Source organism: Streptomyces sp. NPDC088254 (assembly GCF_044740925.1).
Lineage (GTDB): Bacteria > Actinomycetota > Actinomycetes > Streptomycetales > Streptomycetaceae > Streptomyces.
In genome coordinates, this window is the sequence record NZ_JBIURQ010000004.1 from 533,376 (window position 1) to 548,325 (window position 14,950).

General features: G+C 71.6%; 14 protein-coding genes and 1 rRNA gene. 9 read left to right on the plus strand and 6 right to left on the minus strand.

Annotated features, from left to right (window positions below; translation table 11 throughout):
- Positions 1-27: 27 nt before the first annotated feature.
- Positions 28-924 carry a hypothetical protein gene (locus ACIOC0_RS15440; protein ID WP_402155486.1) on the minus strand — a complete coding sequence of 299 codons (897 nt, stop codon included), beginning with the start codon at positions 922-924 and terminating at the stop codon, positions 28-30.
- An 82-nt stretch (positions 925-1,006) separates the two neighbouring features.
- On the opposite strand from ACIOC0_RS15440, the gene ACIOC0_RS15445 reads away from it, so the two are divergent.
- The gene (locus ACIOC0_RS15445; protein WP_402155487.1) at positions 1,007-1,192 is read left to right on the plus strand and encodes a hypothetical protein; all 186 of its coding nucleotides are present in this window, start codon (positions 1,007-1,009) and stop codon (positions 1,190-1,192) included.
- 131 nt (positions 1,193-1,323) lie between these two features.
- Positions 1,324-2,886, plus strand: a complete 1,563-nt coding sequence (locus tag ACIOC0_RS15450) for an FAD-binding oxidoreductase (RefSeq protein ID WP_402155488.1) — start codon at positions 1,324-1,326, stop codon at positions 2,884-2,886.
- Positions 2,887-2,968: 82 nt separating this feature from the next.
- Here ACIOC0_RS15450 and ACIOC0_RS15455 read toward each other — a convergent pair whose 3' ends face one another.
- The 3 genes from ACIOC0_RS15455 to ACIOC0_RS15465 form a co-directional block, all read right to left on the minus strand.
- The gene (locus tag ACIOC0_RS15455; RefSeq protein WP_402155489.1) at positions 2,969-3,685 is read right to left on the minus strand and encodes a phosphatase PAP2 family protein; all 717 of its coding nucleotides are present in this window, start codon (positions 3,683-3,685) and stop codon (positions 2,969-2,971) included.
- Positions 3,686-3,931: 246 nt separating this feature from the next.
- Positions 3,932-4,939 (minus strand): NlpC/P60 family protein, encoded by a 1,008-nt coding sequence (locus ACIOC0_RS15460; RefSeq protein WP_402155490.1) that lies wholly within the window; start codon positions 4,937-4,939, stop codon positions 3,932-3,934.
- A gap of 162 nt (positions 4,940-5,101) precedes the next feature.
- Positions 5,102-5,863, minus strand: a complete 762-nt coding sequence (locus ACIOC0_RS15465; RefSeq protein WP_402155491.1) for a trypsin-like serine peptidase — start codon at positions 5,861-5,863, stop codon at positions 5,102-5,104.
- 226 nt (positions 5,864-6,089) lie between these two features.
- On the opposite strand from ACIOC0_RS15465, the gene ACIOC0_RS15470 reads away from it, so the two are divergent.
- The 7 genes from ACIOC0_RS15470 (at position 6,090) to ACIOC0_RS15500 (ending at position 14,175) form a co-directional block, all read left to right on the plus strand.
- The gene (locus tag ACIOC0_RS15470; RefSeq protein WP_402155492.1) at positions 6,090-6,620 is read left to right on the plus strand and encodes a hypothetical protein; all 531 of its coding nucleotides are present in this window, start codon (positions 6,090-6,092) and stop codon (positions 6,618-6,620) included.
- 318 nt (positions 6,621-6,938) lie between these two features.
- The gene (locus ACIOC0_RS15475; RefSeq protein ID WP_004000049.1) at positions 6,939-7,247 is read left to right on the plus strand and encodes a hypothetical protein; all 309 of its coding nucleotides are present in this window, start codon (positions 6,939-6,941) and stop codon (positions 7,245-7,247) included.
- A gap of 196 nt (positions 7,248-7,443) precedes the next feature.
- Positions 7,444-8,262 carry a hypothetical protein gene (locus ACIOC0_RS15480; protein WP_402155493.1) on the plus strand — a complete coding sequence of 273 codons (819 nt, stop codon included), beginning with the start codon at positions 7,444-7,446 and terminating at the stop codon, positions 8,260-8,262.
- Entirely contained in the window at positions 8,252-9,583 is a 1,332-nt protein-coding gene (locus ACIOC0_RS15485; RefSeq protein ID WP_402155494.1) for a hypothetical protein, read from the plus strand. The genes ACIOC0_RS15480 and ACIOC0_RS15485 overlap by 11 nt, the downstream gene beginning before the upstream one ends.
- A 23-nt stretch (positions 9,584-9,606) precedes the next feature.
- On the plus strand, positions 9,607-11,148 hold the full coding sequence (locus tag ACIOC0_RS15490) for an SCO6880 family protein (protein WP_402155524.1): 1,542 nt from the start codon (positions 9,607-9,609) through the stop codon (positions 11,146-11,148).
- Between the two features lie 9 nt (positions 11,149-11,157).
- A complete protein-coding gene (locus ACIOC0_RS15495; RefSeq protein WP_402155495.1) occupies positions 11,158-12,588 on the plus strand; it encodes an ATP-binding protein in 1,431 nt (476 codons plus the stop codon).
- Between the two features lie 15 nt (positions 12,589-12,603).
- A complete protein-coding gene (locus tag ACIOC0_RS15500) occupies positions 12,604-14,175 on the plus strand; it encodes a type IV secretory system conjugative DNA transfer family protein (RefSeq protein ID WP_402155496.1) in 1,572 nt (523 codons plus the stop codon).
- Positions 14,176-14,199: 24 nt separating this feature from the next.
- On the opposite strand, the gene ACIOC0_RS15505 is transcribed toward ACIOC0_RS15500, so the two are convergent.
- Positions 14,200-14,772, minus strand: coding sequence for a GNAT family N-acetyltransferase (locus ACIOC0_RS15505; RefSeq protein WP_402155497.1), 573 nt, complete (start codon positions 14,770-14,772; stop codon positions 14,200-14,202).
- 83 nt (positions 14,773-14,855) lie between these two features.
- Positions 14,856-14,950 (minus strand): 5S ribosomal RNA (gene rrf / locus ACIOC0_RS15510); the annotation flags it as partial.

Sequence of the window (14,950 nt, forward strand, 5' to 3'; positions counted from 1 at the left end):
TCGCCTCACTCCCCGGCTTCCCATGCCTCATTCCTCGGCGATCCGCCCCGCGTAGATGTCCCCGGCCGCCGGGAGCCGTACGTCGACGGGGATCCCGAAGTCGTACAGCCACGTCGTCGAGGCGACCGCCACGACCGCGCCGGAGGCCCCCCGCGCCTCTGCCTGACTGCCGTTGACAAACCCGAAGCGGTGCCTGACCTTGCGGATCCGCCCCTGTTCGTCGAGGTAGACGTCGAACGGCACCCGGGCCGTCGCGAACCCCTTCGCCGCCGCGCCCAGCGCCTTCCGCCCGCCCCCGGAGGCGACCGCGGCGGCCGCCGCGAGGTCGGCGGTCCCCCGGTAGTGCCGCACCTCGACCCCGGCGAGCCGGGTCCTGCCGACGTACGTCGCGTCGCGCGCCCCCCGCAGCACCTCGGCGGCGGCGTACGGGTCGGTGGCGCCGCCGGTCACCAGGTTCCCGTCGGACAGCGTGGCCGTGTCCACCCGCACCCACTTGTCGGCGGGCACACCCGCGCCCCGGTTCTTCATGAACAGCGCGCCCGGCGTGAGGAGTTCCGTGATGGGCCGGCGTCCGCTGGAGCCGGCGGGGCCCTGCGGCAGCACGACCTCCAACCGGCCGAGCCGCCGGCGGTAGTCGTAGACGCCCTCGCCCCGGATGGTCACCCGGGTGCCGCCGGTGGCCATCTCCATCGACGTGCGGGCCTTCGAACTGCCCGCCGCCACCAGCGCGTCGGCGGCCCGCCGCAGCGCGCGCACCGGATCGGCGCTCATCAGGGCCGCACGGTCCGCCGCGCGGTCGTCCTCGCCGTCGCCCCCGTCGGCGGAGCACCCGGCCGCGCCGGCGCAGAGCCCGGCCGCGCAGACCCCGGCCATGAGCCCCGCGACGACCGCCGATCCCCACCGCCGCTGCTGCCGCTCCGCCATCGCCTGTCTACCCCCAGCCGGTACGTCCGTCACGGGCCCATGTCGTCCGGTTCAACGACCGAAGGTGGGTAGCGTTCTTTTCGTGACCCAGCAGAACGGCTCAACGCCGCATCCCGGCCCGGAAGAAGCGCCCGGCGGGGAACACCGCACCACCACCGTCGAGGAAGGCCGCTTCTGTCTGGCCCGCTGCACCTGCGGCTGGCGCGGCCCGGCCCGCAGGTCCCGCAGCACGGCCCGCTCCGACGCGGACCACCACGCCCACGGCTGACCGCGCACGGCGCCCGGAAGCTCCCCCGGTGGAACCCCTGACTCCGCGCCGCCGTCTCGCTCCTTGACGGCGCGTGCCGCGCGCCGAAGGCACGGTACGCGCGCGGGTGGACGCGCAGGGGGGACGACGACATGCAGCGACGTATGTTCATCGCGGGCGGCACGGCCGCGTTCGCGGCGGCCGCGGCGGACGCCCGCCGGTCGGGCGGCGGCACCGGCATCGCGGGGAGCCCGGCCGACGGCAGCCGGGCCGCCGGCGCCCCGATGCGGACGGCGAGCGCGGCGGCAGCCGCGAACTGGGCGGCCCTCGCCCGCGACCTCGACGGGACCCTGATCCGCCCCGGCGACGCCTCCTGGACCGCGGCCCGCCAGCTGTACAACACCCGCTTCGACACGCTCAAGCCGGCCGCGGTCGCCTACGTCGCCCACGCCGCCGACATCCGTACCGCCCTCGGCTACGCCCGCGCGCACGGCGTCAGGATCGCCATCCGCAACGGCGGCCACTCCTACGGCGGTTGGTCCTCCGGCGACGGCCGGCTGATCCTCGACGTGTCCCGGCTGAACCAGGTCCGGGCGAGCGGCGGCTCGGCCGTCGTCGGCGCCGGCGCGAAGCTGATCGACGTCTACCGGGCGCTGGCCGCCAAGGGCGTGACGATCCCGGCGGGCTCCTGCCCGACGGTCGGCGTCTCCGGCCTGGTCCTCGGCGGCGGCCACGGCGTGGTCTCCCGCGCCTACGGCCTGACCTGCGACAGCCTCACCCGGGCGACGCTGGTGACGGCGGACGGCAAGGAGCTCACCGCCGACGCCACGACCAACAAGGACCTGTTCTGGGCCCTGCGCGGCGCGGGCAACAGCAACTTCGGCGTGGTCACCGAACTGCACTTCAAAACCCACGCCGCGCCACAGGCCGTCACCTGCCACCTCACCTGGCCCTGGTCGAAGGCGGCGGCGGTGCTCAAGGCCTGGCAGGAGTGGGGCCCGTCCCAGCCCGACGAGATCTGGTCCTCCCTCCACCTCGCCAACACCCCCGGCGGCAGCCCGAGGATCTCCGTCTCCGCCTTCTCCATCGGCACCTACGGCGAACTCAAGAACGCCGTGGACCGCCTGGCCTCGCGCGTGGGCGCCTCCGCCACCGGCGTGTCCCTGCACCGCCGCGGCTACGAGCAGGCCATGGAGATCTACGCCGGCTGCTCCTCGTTCACCGCCGACGCCCAGTGCCACCTGCCCGGCGCGACGCCCGGCCGCTCCCCGCAGGGCAAGCTGGCCCGGGAGACGTACGCGGCCCGCTCGGCCTTCTTCGACCGCTCGCTGTCGGCGGCGGGCATCCAGACGCTGCTCAGGCAGTTGACCGCCGTCCGCGGCGGCTCCGGCAGCATCGCGCTGACCGCGCTGGGCGGCGCGGTCAACCGCGTCTCCCCCACGGCCACCGCCTTCGTCCACCGCCGCTCCCGCATGCTGGCCCAGTACCTCGCGTCCTGGCGGGCCGGCACCAGCGACGCCGCCGCCCAGGCCTGGCTGACCTCGGCGCACCACGCCATGACCCCGTACGCCTCGGGCGCCGCCTACCAGAACTACGCCGACCCCGCCCTCGCCGACTGGCGCAAGGCGTACTACGGCGCCGCGCTGCCCCGGCTGACGCAGCTGAAGAAGCAGTACGACCCCAAGGGCGTCTTCTCCTACCCGCAGGGCCTGTGACCGCGGACAGATGAAAGGGGCGGGGCCGGTCGTGCGACCGGCCCCGCCCCTTCGGCAGTTCGCTTCGATACCGTTGGACGGCCTAGGCGGCCAGGTCCCGTTCCCGGCTGGTGGCCTCCATCCGGGCCCCCGGCACCACGGCGTCCCGCCCGTCCGCGGCCTCCCGCGCCGAGCGGCTCCGCACGACCCAGCCGAGCCGGGGCGAACGGTCCACCGCGCACAGCAGGGGCGTCAGCAGCATCGAGGCGAGCGGCGACAGCAGCAGCGCCACGGCGGTGCCGAGCGCGAACCCGCCGATCACGTCGGTCGGGTAGTGCACGCCCATGTACACCCGGCAGAAGCCCTCGACGAGACCCAGCACGAGTCCGGCGATCCCGAACCGCCGGTTGGCGACGAACAGCGCGACGCCCATCGCCATGGTGATCGTCGCGTGATCGCTGACGAACGAGTAGTCGGTCTTGCCGGAGACCAGCACCTCCAGCCCCTCGTGGTCGAGGAACGGCCGGGGCCGCTCGACGAACCCGCGTATGGGCACGTTCACCAGCACCGCGACCGCGGCGGCGAGCGGCGCCCACACCAGCGCGGCCACGGACACCGAGGCCTCCTCCACGCCGACCGGTCTGCGGCGCACGGTCCACCAGCAGCCCACGATCAGCAGCATCATCGCGAGCAGCAGTCCGTACTCGCCGACGAACTCCACGATCCGGTCCAGCCAGTGGGGCGCGTCCTTGGCGAGGCCGTTGATGTCGTAGAGCAGGTCGACGTCGGGGTTCGACCCGGATGCGGCGAGTCCAGCCATGGTGCTGCGGCCCTTCGTCGTGATGTTGCCCGGCGCGCCTCACGCACGCCGTTCGTGCCCACCCCCGTGGTTCGTAGATCCGCTTCCGCCAGTACGGGACAGGTACGCCGGTCACAAGCATCGCTGGGCTACGTCAACAGGAACGCACGTCCCCCGTCGATACGTTCCACTCTCCACCGAATGATCACTCAGACGTTATCGAAGGGAGATGGTCCTCGCAGCTCAGACGGTGCGTTACCGGACCCTTCAGACGGTCGTGGGGAGCGCTTTCGCGCCATCTTCGGTCACCCGGGTGGCACCGAAGTACTTGCGGGTGTCGATGGGGTCGAACCGGATCACCGCGCCCGTGAACGGCGCGTCGATCATGTAGCCGCCGCCGACGTAGATCCCCACGTGGTCGATGGCCCGGGAGTTGGTCTTGTCCGTGGAGAAGAACACCAGGTCTCCCGGCAGCAGTTCGTCCCGCGAGGGGTGCGGACCGGCGTTGTACTGGTCGTTGGCCACCCGGGGGAGCGTGATCCCCACGCTCTCGTAGGCCGCCTTGGTCAGCCCCGAGCAGTCGAACCGTCCGCCCTGATCAGGCGTGCCGTTCCCGCCCCACAGATAGGGCGTGCCGAGCTTCTTCTGGGCGAAGTAGATGGCCCCGGCGGCCTGCTTGGAGGGATCGACGCGGGTGACGGGAGCGGCGAAGCTCTTCGCCAGCGTCGTGATCGTCTTCACGTAGTTCCGGGTCTCCTGGTACGGCGGCACGCCCCCGTACTTGATGACCGCGTACGCGCCCGCGTTGTAGGACGCGAGCATGTTGTGCGTGGGGTCGCCGGGCACCTTCTTCACGTACGCGGCGAGCGTGCAGTCGTACTTCGCGGCCGATGGAATCGCGTCATTCGGGTCCCAGACGTCGCGGTCGCCGTCGCCGTCGCCGTCGACGCCGTGCGTGGCCCAGGTGCCGGGGATGAATTGCGCTATCCCCTGCGCCTTCGCCGGACTCTTGGCGTTCGGGTTGAATCCGCTCTCCTGGTACAACTGCGCCGCCAGCAGAGCCGGGTTGATCGCGGGACAGAGGTTGCCGTACTTCTGAACGAGCGCCGCATAGGCAGCCGGCACCGCGCCCTTGGCCAGCCCGACCCTTCCGCCGCCCACACCGTTGACGATGTTCCCGGCGACCATGTACACACCGACGACGAGCAGCATCACGAAGCTGAGCCCCACCGCGGCGGCGGCACTTGCCACGATCCATGCCTTACGCACCGTCAACCGCCCCTCGCCCAGCCGGATTACGCCCGCGACAGTCTATGAGCTTCCCCCCGGGAAACCGGCGCAACCGGGGCCCTCGCAGCCCGCGGGGCCGCCATTGACGCGATACCGCCGCCACCCCGCCCCCGCCGCCCCAGCCGCACCCGCCGCACCCGCCGTCCGTCAGGGATCGGCCGCCGCCTCCCGGTACAACGCGCCTGCCCCGCCGCCCAGCACCACGCTGTACGACACGTCGGCCGTGGCGCCCCCCTGCTCGTGTCCGCCGAGGACGCCGACGACGTCCCCCGAACCGTTCACCCAGGGGCTCCCGCTCGTCCCGCCCGTGAAGTCGGGGCAGTCGATGCGCTGCTGGGTCGCGCTGCGGGCCACAGGGCGGTTGGAACACGTCGACGGGGCCTCGGCGACGTCGGGATACCCGGTGACGGTCACGACGCCGGCGCCGGTCACCGAACCGGTGACGAACCCGTTGCCGCCGACGACGTCCTCGACCTCCTGACCGCCCCCCTGCCCCGCGAGCACCGCGAACGCCACGTCGCTGTCCTCGTCCTGCCCCTCCCTCCACCCGGCGGGCAGGAACACCCGCTCCACCTTCCACATCCCGTAGGGGGCCTTCCCGTCGCGATATCCGGGCGCGAAGTACAGAGCCCCCCGCCCGGCCAGGCAGTGCGCCGCCGTCACGACCAGGTCGCGGTGGGGGCTGCGGACGACGGACGCGGTGCAGAAGTGCCCGCCGGCGAGGTCGCCGCCCGGCCGGTCGAACAGCGCACCCACCCGCACGGTGCGCGCCGTCGCCCGCGCGGCGACGGTCGCACCGAGGGGCCCCGGTCCGTCCCCGGCGACCGCCTCGGAGGCCGAGGTGTCTGCCAGCAGCACGAGGACGCAGAGCAGGGCGTACGGGCGACGACCGGTACGAGTGCGCTTCATCGGGGTCACTGTTACCCCCGAAAGTGAGAGCCAGGTCAGAGGAGACTGTCCCCCGCCTGTCGTCCCGTACGAGGGTGAGACCCCGTAACCCCACAGGGGTACCGGGACCGCCCCGAGCCGGCTCTCAAGACGTACGGGGCCGGACCTCAGGGGCGACGTGGGCGGCGGGCCGCGACCGTCAGCATGTACGGCGTCCGCAGTCCGGCCCAGTCCACCAGGAGCCCCCGTGACACACGCCGTCCCCGCGCCCGCCCTGCCCGTCCGCCCCCGCCCCGACGTCCCCGCCTGGACCCGGCGGGCGGCCGCAGCGGTCCTGTGGGTCAACCTCCCGTCCTCCTTATGGCGCATCGCCGTCGTCCTCGGAGTACCGCTGGGGCTGCGCCAGTCCGAGTACGACGCCATGCTCATCCCCGGCTGGGGCCTGCTGCTCCTCCCCCTGCTGTCCCTGGCCCAGGAGGGCCTCGCCTGGCTGACGTACGGGCTGATCCGGCCGTGGGGCGAGGTGTGGCCCCGCTGGATCCCGTACCTCGGCGGCCGGCCCGTCCCCGTCCTCGCCGCCGTCGTCCCCGCCGCACTCGGCGCCCTCGCCTGCACGGTGTACGGCGTCCTCCTCGTGTGGACCACCCTCCACGCGCACATGGACGTCACCCCGTGGGGCCAGTGGATCCTGAACGCCTGCTACCTCCCCCTCGTCGCCTGGGGACCCCTGCTGGGCGCGGTCACCGTCCACTACCACCGCCGCCGGACCGGGATCTGACCGGCCGTCGCCCGCCCCCGCGGTCCCTCCCGCGCATGAGAACATCGACGCGGAAGCTCACCCGACCAGCCGTCAGACCCGGCGTCAGGGCTGAGAAGTGGGTCAACGACGGAACCACACCTCAGGTTCCGCGACGACCTCATTGCCCGGCGTGACCTGCCGTGATACACAGAGTAACCGTACGAGCTATTCGTACGAATCCCGCTCACGATTGACGCCAAGTCGACATGCGACGGCGGCTTTGTCGGCGAGAATGATGGCTGACCTCTGCACACCCGCAGAGGCCCGTGGAACTACCCACCAGGGGCGGTGACTTACATGCTCTTTGCGGCCGACAAGGGAGACATCAACACCATCATCGGCGGAATCGCGCCGGACTGGGGGCCCTTCGGCAGCCTGGGCAACGAGGCGAAGGTGATGATCGAGGTCGTGATGGCGGTCGCCATCCTCATCTGCCTCGGCATCGCCATCTGGGGCGCGGCCAAGCAACGCATCGGCGCGACCGCCCTGCGGGACACCTTCAGCGCCGAGCAGGGCAAGGGCCTCATCATCGCCGGGCTGACGGGCGTCTTCATCATCGGATCACTCGGCACACTGTTCACGATCGTGTACGGGATGGCCGTGTAGCCCGCCCCGCCCGTCCCCGTCCCGTCCGGGCACGCCCGGCACCCGGACCCCACCCACCCGTCGTGCCCACCGGCTGAGGTTGCGTTTCCCTGATGTCGAGTCACCACACCGCGCCCGCGCGGGAACCAGCACGGCTACCGTCGTACTTCGAGGCGTTCCGGTACGGCAGGTACGGCAACGAGGGGGCGTACACGGCATGAGTCCCGGCGACGAACACGACTACGGTGAGCCCACGCGCACGCGGATGCGCCTGCCCGAGTCCGACCCCTACGGCGGCGCCCAACGCCCCGCCCGCTCCAGCTCGCGCAGCCTGGTGACGGTCGTCGGCGTCGTCGTCCTCCTCATCGCCGCGATCGCCTTCGCGAACCGCGGAGGCGATGACTCCCCTTCCTCCACCGCAGCCGGCGACACCGACAAGCCGAAGTCGTCGACGACGGCGGCGACAGGCACGAAGCCGGTGGGGACGAAGGCCTCCGGCATTCCCTCGGGATTCGCCCGGAGCGAGCAGGGCGCCCAGTCGGCGGCCGCCAACTACGCCGTGACGCTCGGCTCGACCGACATGTTCCAGAAGGACAGCCGGCACACCATCCTCACCACCGTCTACACCGCCGACGCCGCCACCAAGCTCAAGGCGCCCATGGACCAGGCCTACTCGGCCGACTTCCTCGCCAAGCTGGGCCTCGACGCCGACGGCAACGCACCGCAGGGCAACACGTTCGTCTCCCGCGTCGTCCCCGTGGGCGCCACCGTCCGGGCCTATACCGACGCCACGGCCAAGGTCTCGGTCTGGTACCTGGGCCTGATCGGCATGTCAGGGGAGAAGTCCACCGACCCCGTCACCTCGTCGTGGAAGACCTGGACCTTCGACCTCCGGTGGTCCGGCGGAGACTGGAAGATCGTCACCGACGATCAGACGGACGGCCCCGCCCCGGTCCCCGGCGACGACAAGGCCGCCGCCTCCGACGAGATCAGCAAGGCCATCGAGGAGTACGGAGGGTTCACGTATGCCCGGTAAGCCGCACCGCGTGCTCCGGCTCGCCGGAGTGGTCACGGCCGTCCAGACCTCGGCCGTGCTGCTGGCCGGCCGCGCCTTCGCCGCGCCGAGCCCCAGCCCCTCGCCGTCCCCCTCCACCAGCTTCGACTGCAGCATCATCTCGGGCGAAGCCCAGAAGTACTGCGAGCGCGGCAACCGAAGGACCGGAACCACCACCAACCCCGGCGTCTCCGACACCCTCGACCCCCTCTCCTCCCTGGCGAGGGGCTGCGCCGACGCCGCCGCGTGGACCGTCGACAAGCTCAGCGAGGCCGTCAAGGACACTGCGAACGTCGACTTCACCAACCCCAAGTTCCTCCAGCAGTACGCCGTCGTCTTCGCCGCCTCCACCGTCCTGACGCTCCTGCTGTGGCTGCTCGCCGTCTCCAAGCGCGCGGTGCGCGGCGTGCCGCTGACCACCGCCATCGGCGAGGCCGTCGGCTTCCTCTGGCTCACCGTCCTGGCCTCCGCCTTCACCCCCCTGATCCTCTACACCGTCGTCTCCGCGACGGACGGCCTCACCGACGTCCTCGCCAAGACCACCGGCAACCAGACCGACACGTTCTTCGGCACGTTCTCCGCCGCCCTGGAGAAGGGCGAGAACATCGGCGGCGGCCCGATCATGCTGATCGTCGTCTCCCTGGTCTCCGTCCTCGCCGCCGGAGTGCTCTGGCTGGAGCTCGTCATCAGGGCCGCCCTGCTCTACGTCGGCGCCCTCCTCGGCACCGTCGTCTACGCGGGCCTAGTCGACAAGAACCTGTGGGGCCACGTCCGCCGCTGGGCCGGCATCATGATCGCCGTCATCCTGGTCAAACCGGTGATCGTGATCGTGCTCGGCCTCGCCGGCGCCCTCTCCGCCGACGACGGCCCGGACGCCTTCGGCGCCGTCGTCTCCGGACTGTCGATCATCCTGCTGGCCATCTTCGCCAGCGCCATGATCTACCGCTTCGTCCCCGGCTTCGGCGACGAGATCGCCGGCTCCCGCAACAACCGCATCATGCAGGGCGCCGAAGGCAAGGCCGCCGCCGTCATCAGCTCCCCGGCGACCCTCGTCGCCCAGGGCATCAAGACGCACAGCACCCGCGCCGACAGCAACGGCGGCGGCTCGGCGGCCTCCGGCTCCAGCAGCCCCCGCCAGGCCAACCAGGCCGCCGGCGGCGTCGCCGCACACAGCACACGCCCCTCGAGCGGAGGCGGCGGATCCGCCCCCTCCGCCGCACCCGCACCCCGCTCCAGCAGCCCGGTCAACACCCCGCACGCCGGCAACACCCGCAACAACCGCACGGGAGGTGAAGGGCGTTGACGGCTGATTCCCACGTGGGCCATGTGTCCCACGCGATCGCGCCCCGCCGTACATATCTGATCGGCCGCGCCCGGCCGAACGCGATCGTCGGACGCAACCGCGAGAGCGGCGAGATCGCGCTCATCGTCGTCGGCGCGTTCCTCGGCATGATGTGCGGACTCCTCGTCCCCCTCCTCGCCCTGCGGATCGTGCTGCTCGCCGGCTTCCCGATGCTCGCCCTCGCCGTGGTCTACGTGCCGTACAAGCACCGCACGTTCTACAAGTGGTTCGAGATCAACCGCAGCTACAAGCGCACCCTGCGCAAGGGCACCGTCTACCGCTCGGCCGCCATGGAGGCCGGCACCCGCCTCGACGGCCAGGAGATCGAGATCGGCCCGCCCCCCGGCATCGGCCGCATCACCTGGCTCGCCGCCCCCTTCGGCCCCGACGAGATCGCCGTCCTCCTGCACGCCGACCGCCGTACCGTCACCGCCGCCATCGAGATCGAGGGCCCCGGCGTCGGCCTGCGCGACAGCGAGGACCAGGAAGCCCTCGTCGACCGCTTCGGCACCCTGCTCAAGCACGTGGCCAACGGCGACGGCTTCGTCACCCGCATCCAGATGCTCGCCCGCACCCTCCCCGCCGACCCCGACGCCCACGCCAAGGACGTCGCCCAGCGCGGCGACGACAAGTCCCTGCCGTGGCTGCAGACCTCGTACGACCAGCTCCAGTCCATGGTGTCCACCAGCAGCGAGCAGCACCGCGCCTACCTCGTCGCCTGCATGCACTACACGCGCGAACTGGCCGCCGAGGCCCACGCCATGGCCCGCGCCTCCCGCCCGCAGAACGGCCGCAAACTGGACCGCGACGCCGGCCTCGCCGTCGTCATGGCCCGCGAGCTCACCGACATCTGCTCCCGCCTCCAGGAGGCGGACATCCGCGTGCGCCAGCCCCTCGGCCAGGGCCGCCTCGCCTCGCTCGTCCACTCCATGTACGACCCGGACCACCCCATCGACCACATCCAGGCGATGACCCGGCGCAACGCCTGGCCGGCCGAGCTCGACGCCATGGAGCCCACCTACCTCCAGGCCAAGACCCGCGAGTCCAGCACCCGCGCCCCCTGGTGCCACGCCACCGCCTGGATCAAGGAGTGGCCGATGACGCCCGTCGGCGTCAACTTCCTCGCCCCGCTCCTCGTCCACACCCCGGACGTCATCCGCACCGTCGCCGTCACGATGGACCTCGAACCCACCGAGGTCGCCATCGAACGCATGCTGACCGAGAAGACCAACGACGAGGCCGAGGCGAGCCGCGCCGCCAAGATGAACCGCACCGTCGACCCCCGCGACGTGGCCGCCCACTCCCGCCTCGACCAGCGCGGCGAGGACCTCGCCTCCGGCGCCGCCGGCGTCAACCTCGTCGGTTACATCACCGTCTCCTCACGCAACCCCGAGGCCCTCGCCCGCGACAAGCGCACCATCAGGGCGTCGGCGGGCAAGTCGTACCTGAAGCTGGAGTGGTGCGACCGCGAACACCACCGCGCGTTCGTGAACACGCTCCCGTTCGCCACCGGCATCCGAAGGTAGGGGCTTCACATGCGGGACCCGCTGTCCGTCCTCACCGACGCCTTCACGTCCTTCCTCTTCGGCAAGGTCGAGACGACCCGTCTGCCGGTCCGCACCTCCACCGGCCAGGCCCAGGCCGTCTACCTCCCGACCGCCGCCCCCGGCCTCGGCGACTCGGGCGTGATCATCGGCCGCGAGGTCTACTCCGGCAAGGGCTACATCTACGACCCCTTCCAGCTGTACGGCCAGCAGCTCCCGGCACCGCACTGGCTGGTCCTCGGCGAGTCCGGCAACGGCAAGTCGGCGCTGGAGAAGACGTACGTCCTGCGCCAGCTGCGCTTCCGCGACCGCCAGGTCGTCGTCCTGGACGCCCAGGGCGAGGACGGCGTCGGCGAATGGAACCTCATCGCGCAGGCGCTGGGAATAACCCCCATCCGCCTGGACCCGATGGCCGCCCTGGACCACGGCATCCGCCTCAACCCGCTGGACCCCTCGATCACCACGACGGGCCAGCTCGCGCTGCTGCGCACCATCATCGAGGTGGCGATGGGCCACGGCTTGGACGAACGCTCCGGCTTCGCCCTCAAGGTCGCCCACGCCTACGTCAACCAGACGATCGTCGACCGCCAGCCGGTCCTCACCGACATCGTCGAACAGCTCCGCCACCCCGAACCGGAGTCCGCTGAGGCGATGAACGTCGCCATAGACGACGTACGGGCCTGGGGCCTGGACGTGGCGCTCGTCCTGGACCGCCTGGTCGACGGCGACCTGCGCGGCATGTTCGACGGCCCGACCACCGTCGGCATCGACCTCGACGCCCCCCTCATCGTCTTCGACCTCTCCCACATCGACCGCAACTCCATCGCCATGCCGATCCTGATGGCGATCGTCGGCGTGTGGCTGGAACACACCTGGATCCGCCCCGACCGGAAGAAGCGCATCTTCCTGGTCGAAGAGGCCTGGCACATCATCAACAGCCCCTTCGTCGCCCAGCTGTTCCAGCGCCTGCTGAAGTTCGGCCGCCGGCTCGGTCTGTCCTTCGTCGCCGTCGTCCACCACCTGTCCGACGTGGTCGACGGAGCCGCGGCGAAGGAGGCCGCCGCGATCCTCAAGATGGCGTCCACACGGACGATCTACGCCCAGAAAGCCGACGAGGCCCGCGCGACCGGCCGCGTCCTGGGACTGCCGCGCTGGGCCGTGGAGATCATCCCCACCCTCACGCCCGGCATCGCCGTCTGGGACGTCAACGGCAACGTCCAGGTGGTCAAGCACCTGGTCACCGAGACCGAACGGCCCGTGGTCTTCACCGACCGCGCGATGACGGAGTCCTCCGTCGACCTGGCCGCCGACGACGCGCTGCGCGCCGCCGAGCGGGAGGCCGAGGAACGGGCGGCGGCCTTCATGGAACAGCACATGGCCGACCTGGACGGCTCGTCCTCGTCCGAGTCGACGGTCGCGTAAGGCGGTCGCCGGGCCATGAGACCGACCGACGACCACCGTCACCAGCGGCAGCACCGGGACGCGGGCCCGGGAGGCGGCCGGCCGGCGCAGACAGGAGGCGTCCCCGACGGCCTCCTGGTCGGCATACTCGGCTTCCTGCTCGGCATGACCCTGCTCGTCTGGACGGCCACCGGCCTGGCCGCACTCTTCGCGCACGGCGCCTGGCCCGCCGGCGTCACCTTCACCCGCACGCCCCTGGCCATGCGCCACCTCGTCGGCCGGCCCCACGACATCGCCGGAGCCTGGCCGCAGACCCACCCCGCCGAACTCTCCGGATACGGCCTCTTCTGGGGGCTGTTCATCGGCCAGCTCATGCTGGTGTTCGTCCTCACGGTGTTCGTGCTGGGGACGGTGGCCCGGTGGCGGGCGGTCCGGGCACGCAGGAAGGCGGAGAGGGCGGCGGCCCTGGACCGGGTGGCGGCGACGACCGCACCCGCACCGGAGCTGCACGAGCCACAGGCCACGGGGACTGCTGCTACCAGTGCGGCTACTGCATGGGAGCAGGCCGAAGTACCTTCAGCCGACCCGACTCCGCCCTCCGCCACGACGGTCGCCGTCACCGCGGCCGTCCCGCAGCAGCTCCCCGAGCCCACGGAGGTGCTGGCCACGACGCCGTCGAAACCCGAAGGCCCTGTCCTCTACGGCTCGCGCGAGATCCGCCACGCCACGGCCGCCCGCGCCGTCCGCGACGCGGAAGGCCCCCTCCTCGTCGTCACCTCCGCACCGGCCCTCTGGCAGGGCACGAAGGACGCCCGCGCCAAACTCGGCCCCGTCCTCCTCTATGACCCCGCCCACCTCTGCGACACCCCGGCCCGCCTCCACTGGTCCCCGACGGCCGGCTGCGCGGACAAGGCGACGGCGGCAGCGCGAGCCGCCGCCCTCCTCACCCCTGTACGCCCCACGGCCCGTCTGGACCAGGCCGTCGCCGACACCGCGGAAACGCTCCTCCGCAGCTACCTGCACGCCGCCGCCGTCGACGGCCGCACCATCCGGCATGTCCACCGCTGGTCGCAGGGCTCAGGCGTCCAGGAGGCCGTCCGTGCCCTGCGCACCAACCCGAAGGCGGCCCCCGGTTCGGCCGGCGAACTCGAAGCCGCTCTCACGTCACATCCCGAACGCCGGGACATCGCCCACGAGCTGACGTCCCGTGCCCTCTCCGCGCTCTCCACGGTGAACATCCGCGAGGCATGCACTCCCAACCGAAGTGATGCCCTCGCCTTGGATTCCTTCGTGAACGAAGGGGGAACGCTTTATGTGCTCGGCGATTCCATCGAGGACCCGAGGAGCGATCCCGGTGCCATGCCGCTCCTGACGGCACTCGTCTCCAGCGTGGTCGAGCGCGGCCGGCGCATGGCCGAACGGTCATCCTCCGGTCGCCTCGACCCACCACTGACGCTGGTCCTGGACGACGTGGCGGCCGTGGCGCCGATCCCACAACTCCCGGACCTCCTGGCGGCCGGCGCCGACGCGGGCCTGCCCACCCTGGCCCTGCTCCGCTCCCGCGAACAGGCCCGCTCCCGCTGGCCCCACACGGAACTGCCCGTCTGACCCCGTCGATGACCGGGCAGCCCGTCAACTCACCTCGGACGGGCCCCGACCGCGCGGCGGCTCCAGTACGAACTCCAGCTCGCGAGCGTCCGGATGGGCCGGCACGGAAACGACCACCCCGGTCGGCCGGAACCCCACCCGACGGTAGAAGGCCTGCGCCCGTCCGTTCTCCTCGTGCACGAGGAGCCGTACCCGCTCCACCCCGCGTGCCCAGGCCCACTCGAGCACGGCGTCGAACAGCACCTCGGTCAGTCCGATCCCCCGCACGTCGGGTCGTACGAACACGCCGACCACATGCCCCTGACGCCGCTCGACCGGGAATCCCGCCCAATCCTCGACCCCGGCCTCTTCCACCAGCACGGTCGCCGTGCCCACCCATTCCCCGCTCGGGGCTATCGCCACCAGCTGCTGAGCGGTGTCCGAACCTTCGGCGACCCCCGCCGTCCGCTCCTTCCAGAGCGATTCCGGCTTCCCCAGCGCCTCCTCGTACGTCTCCAGGAAGGCGAGGTGCGCGACCGGGTCCTGCAACGCCAGCAGTCGCAGCTCCCTCGCGGGAGCCCATTCGTCAGGACGCACGGACCGGATCACATAGTTCATGCCGATCACCGTATTACGGGCCCGACAGGGCCGTAAAACGAAAAACCCCCGCACCGTGAGGTGCGGGGGTTTTCCCAATGATTGTTCGGCGGCGTCCTACTCTCCCACAGGGTCCCCCCTGCAGTACCATCGGCGCTGTGAGGCTTAGCTTCCGGGTTCGGAATGTAACCGGGCGTTT

What these genes read in the sequence shown, in the direction of transcription:
- ACIOC0_RS15440 (WP_402155486.1), bottom strand. Translation starts at nt 924, where the DNA reads ATGGCGGAGCGGCAGCAGCGGCGGTGGGGATCGGCGGTCGTCGCGGGG.
- ACIOC0_RS15450 (WP_402155488.1), top strand. Translation starts at nt 1,324, where the DNA reads ATGCAGCGACGTATGTTCATCGCGGGCGGCACGGCCGCGTTCGCGGCG.
- ACIOC0_RS15455 (WP_402155489.1), bottom strand. Translation starts at nt 3,685, where the DNA reads ATGGCTGGACTCGCCGCATCCGGGTCGAACCCCGACGTCGACCTGCTC.
- ACIOC0_RS15465 (WP_402155491.1), bottom strand. Translation starts at nt 5,863, where the DNA reads ATGAAGCGCACTCGTACCGGTCGTCGCCCGTACGCCCTGCTCTGCGTC.
- ACIOC0_RS15475 (WP_004000049.1), top strand. Translation starts at nt 6,939, where the DNA reads ATGCTCTTTGCGGCCGACAAGGGAGACATCAACACCATCATCGGCGGA.
- ACIOC0_RS15480 (WP_402155493.1), top strand. Translation starts at nt 7,444, where the DNA reads ATGAGTCCCGGCGACGAACACGACTACGGTGAGCCCACGCGCACGCGG.
- ACIOC0_RS15485 (WP_402155494.1), top strand. Translation starts at nt 8,252, where the DNA reads ATGCCCGGTAAGCCGCACCGCGTGCTCCGGCTCGCCGGAGTGGTCACG.
- ACIOC0_RS15495 (WP_402155495.1), top strand. Translation starts at nt 11,158, where the DNA reads ATGCGGGACCCGCTGTCCGTCCTCACCGACGCCTTCACGTCCTTCCTC.
- ACIOC0_RS15500 (WP_402155496.1), top strand. Translation starts at nt 12,604, where the DNA reads ATGAGACCGACCGACGACCACCGTCACCAGCGGCAGCACCGGGACGCG.
- ACIOC0_RS15505 (WP_402155497.1), bottom strand. Translation starts at nt 14,772, where the DNA reads ATGAACTATGTGATCCGGTCCGTGCGTCCTGACGAATGGGCTCCCGCG.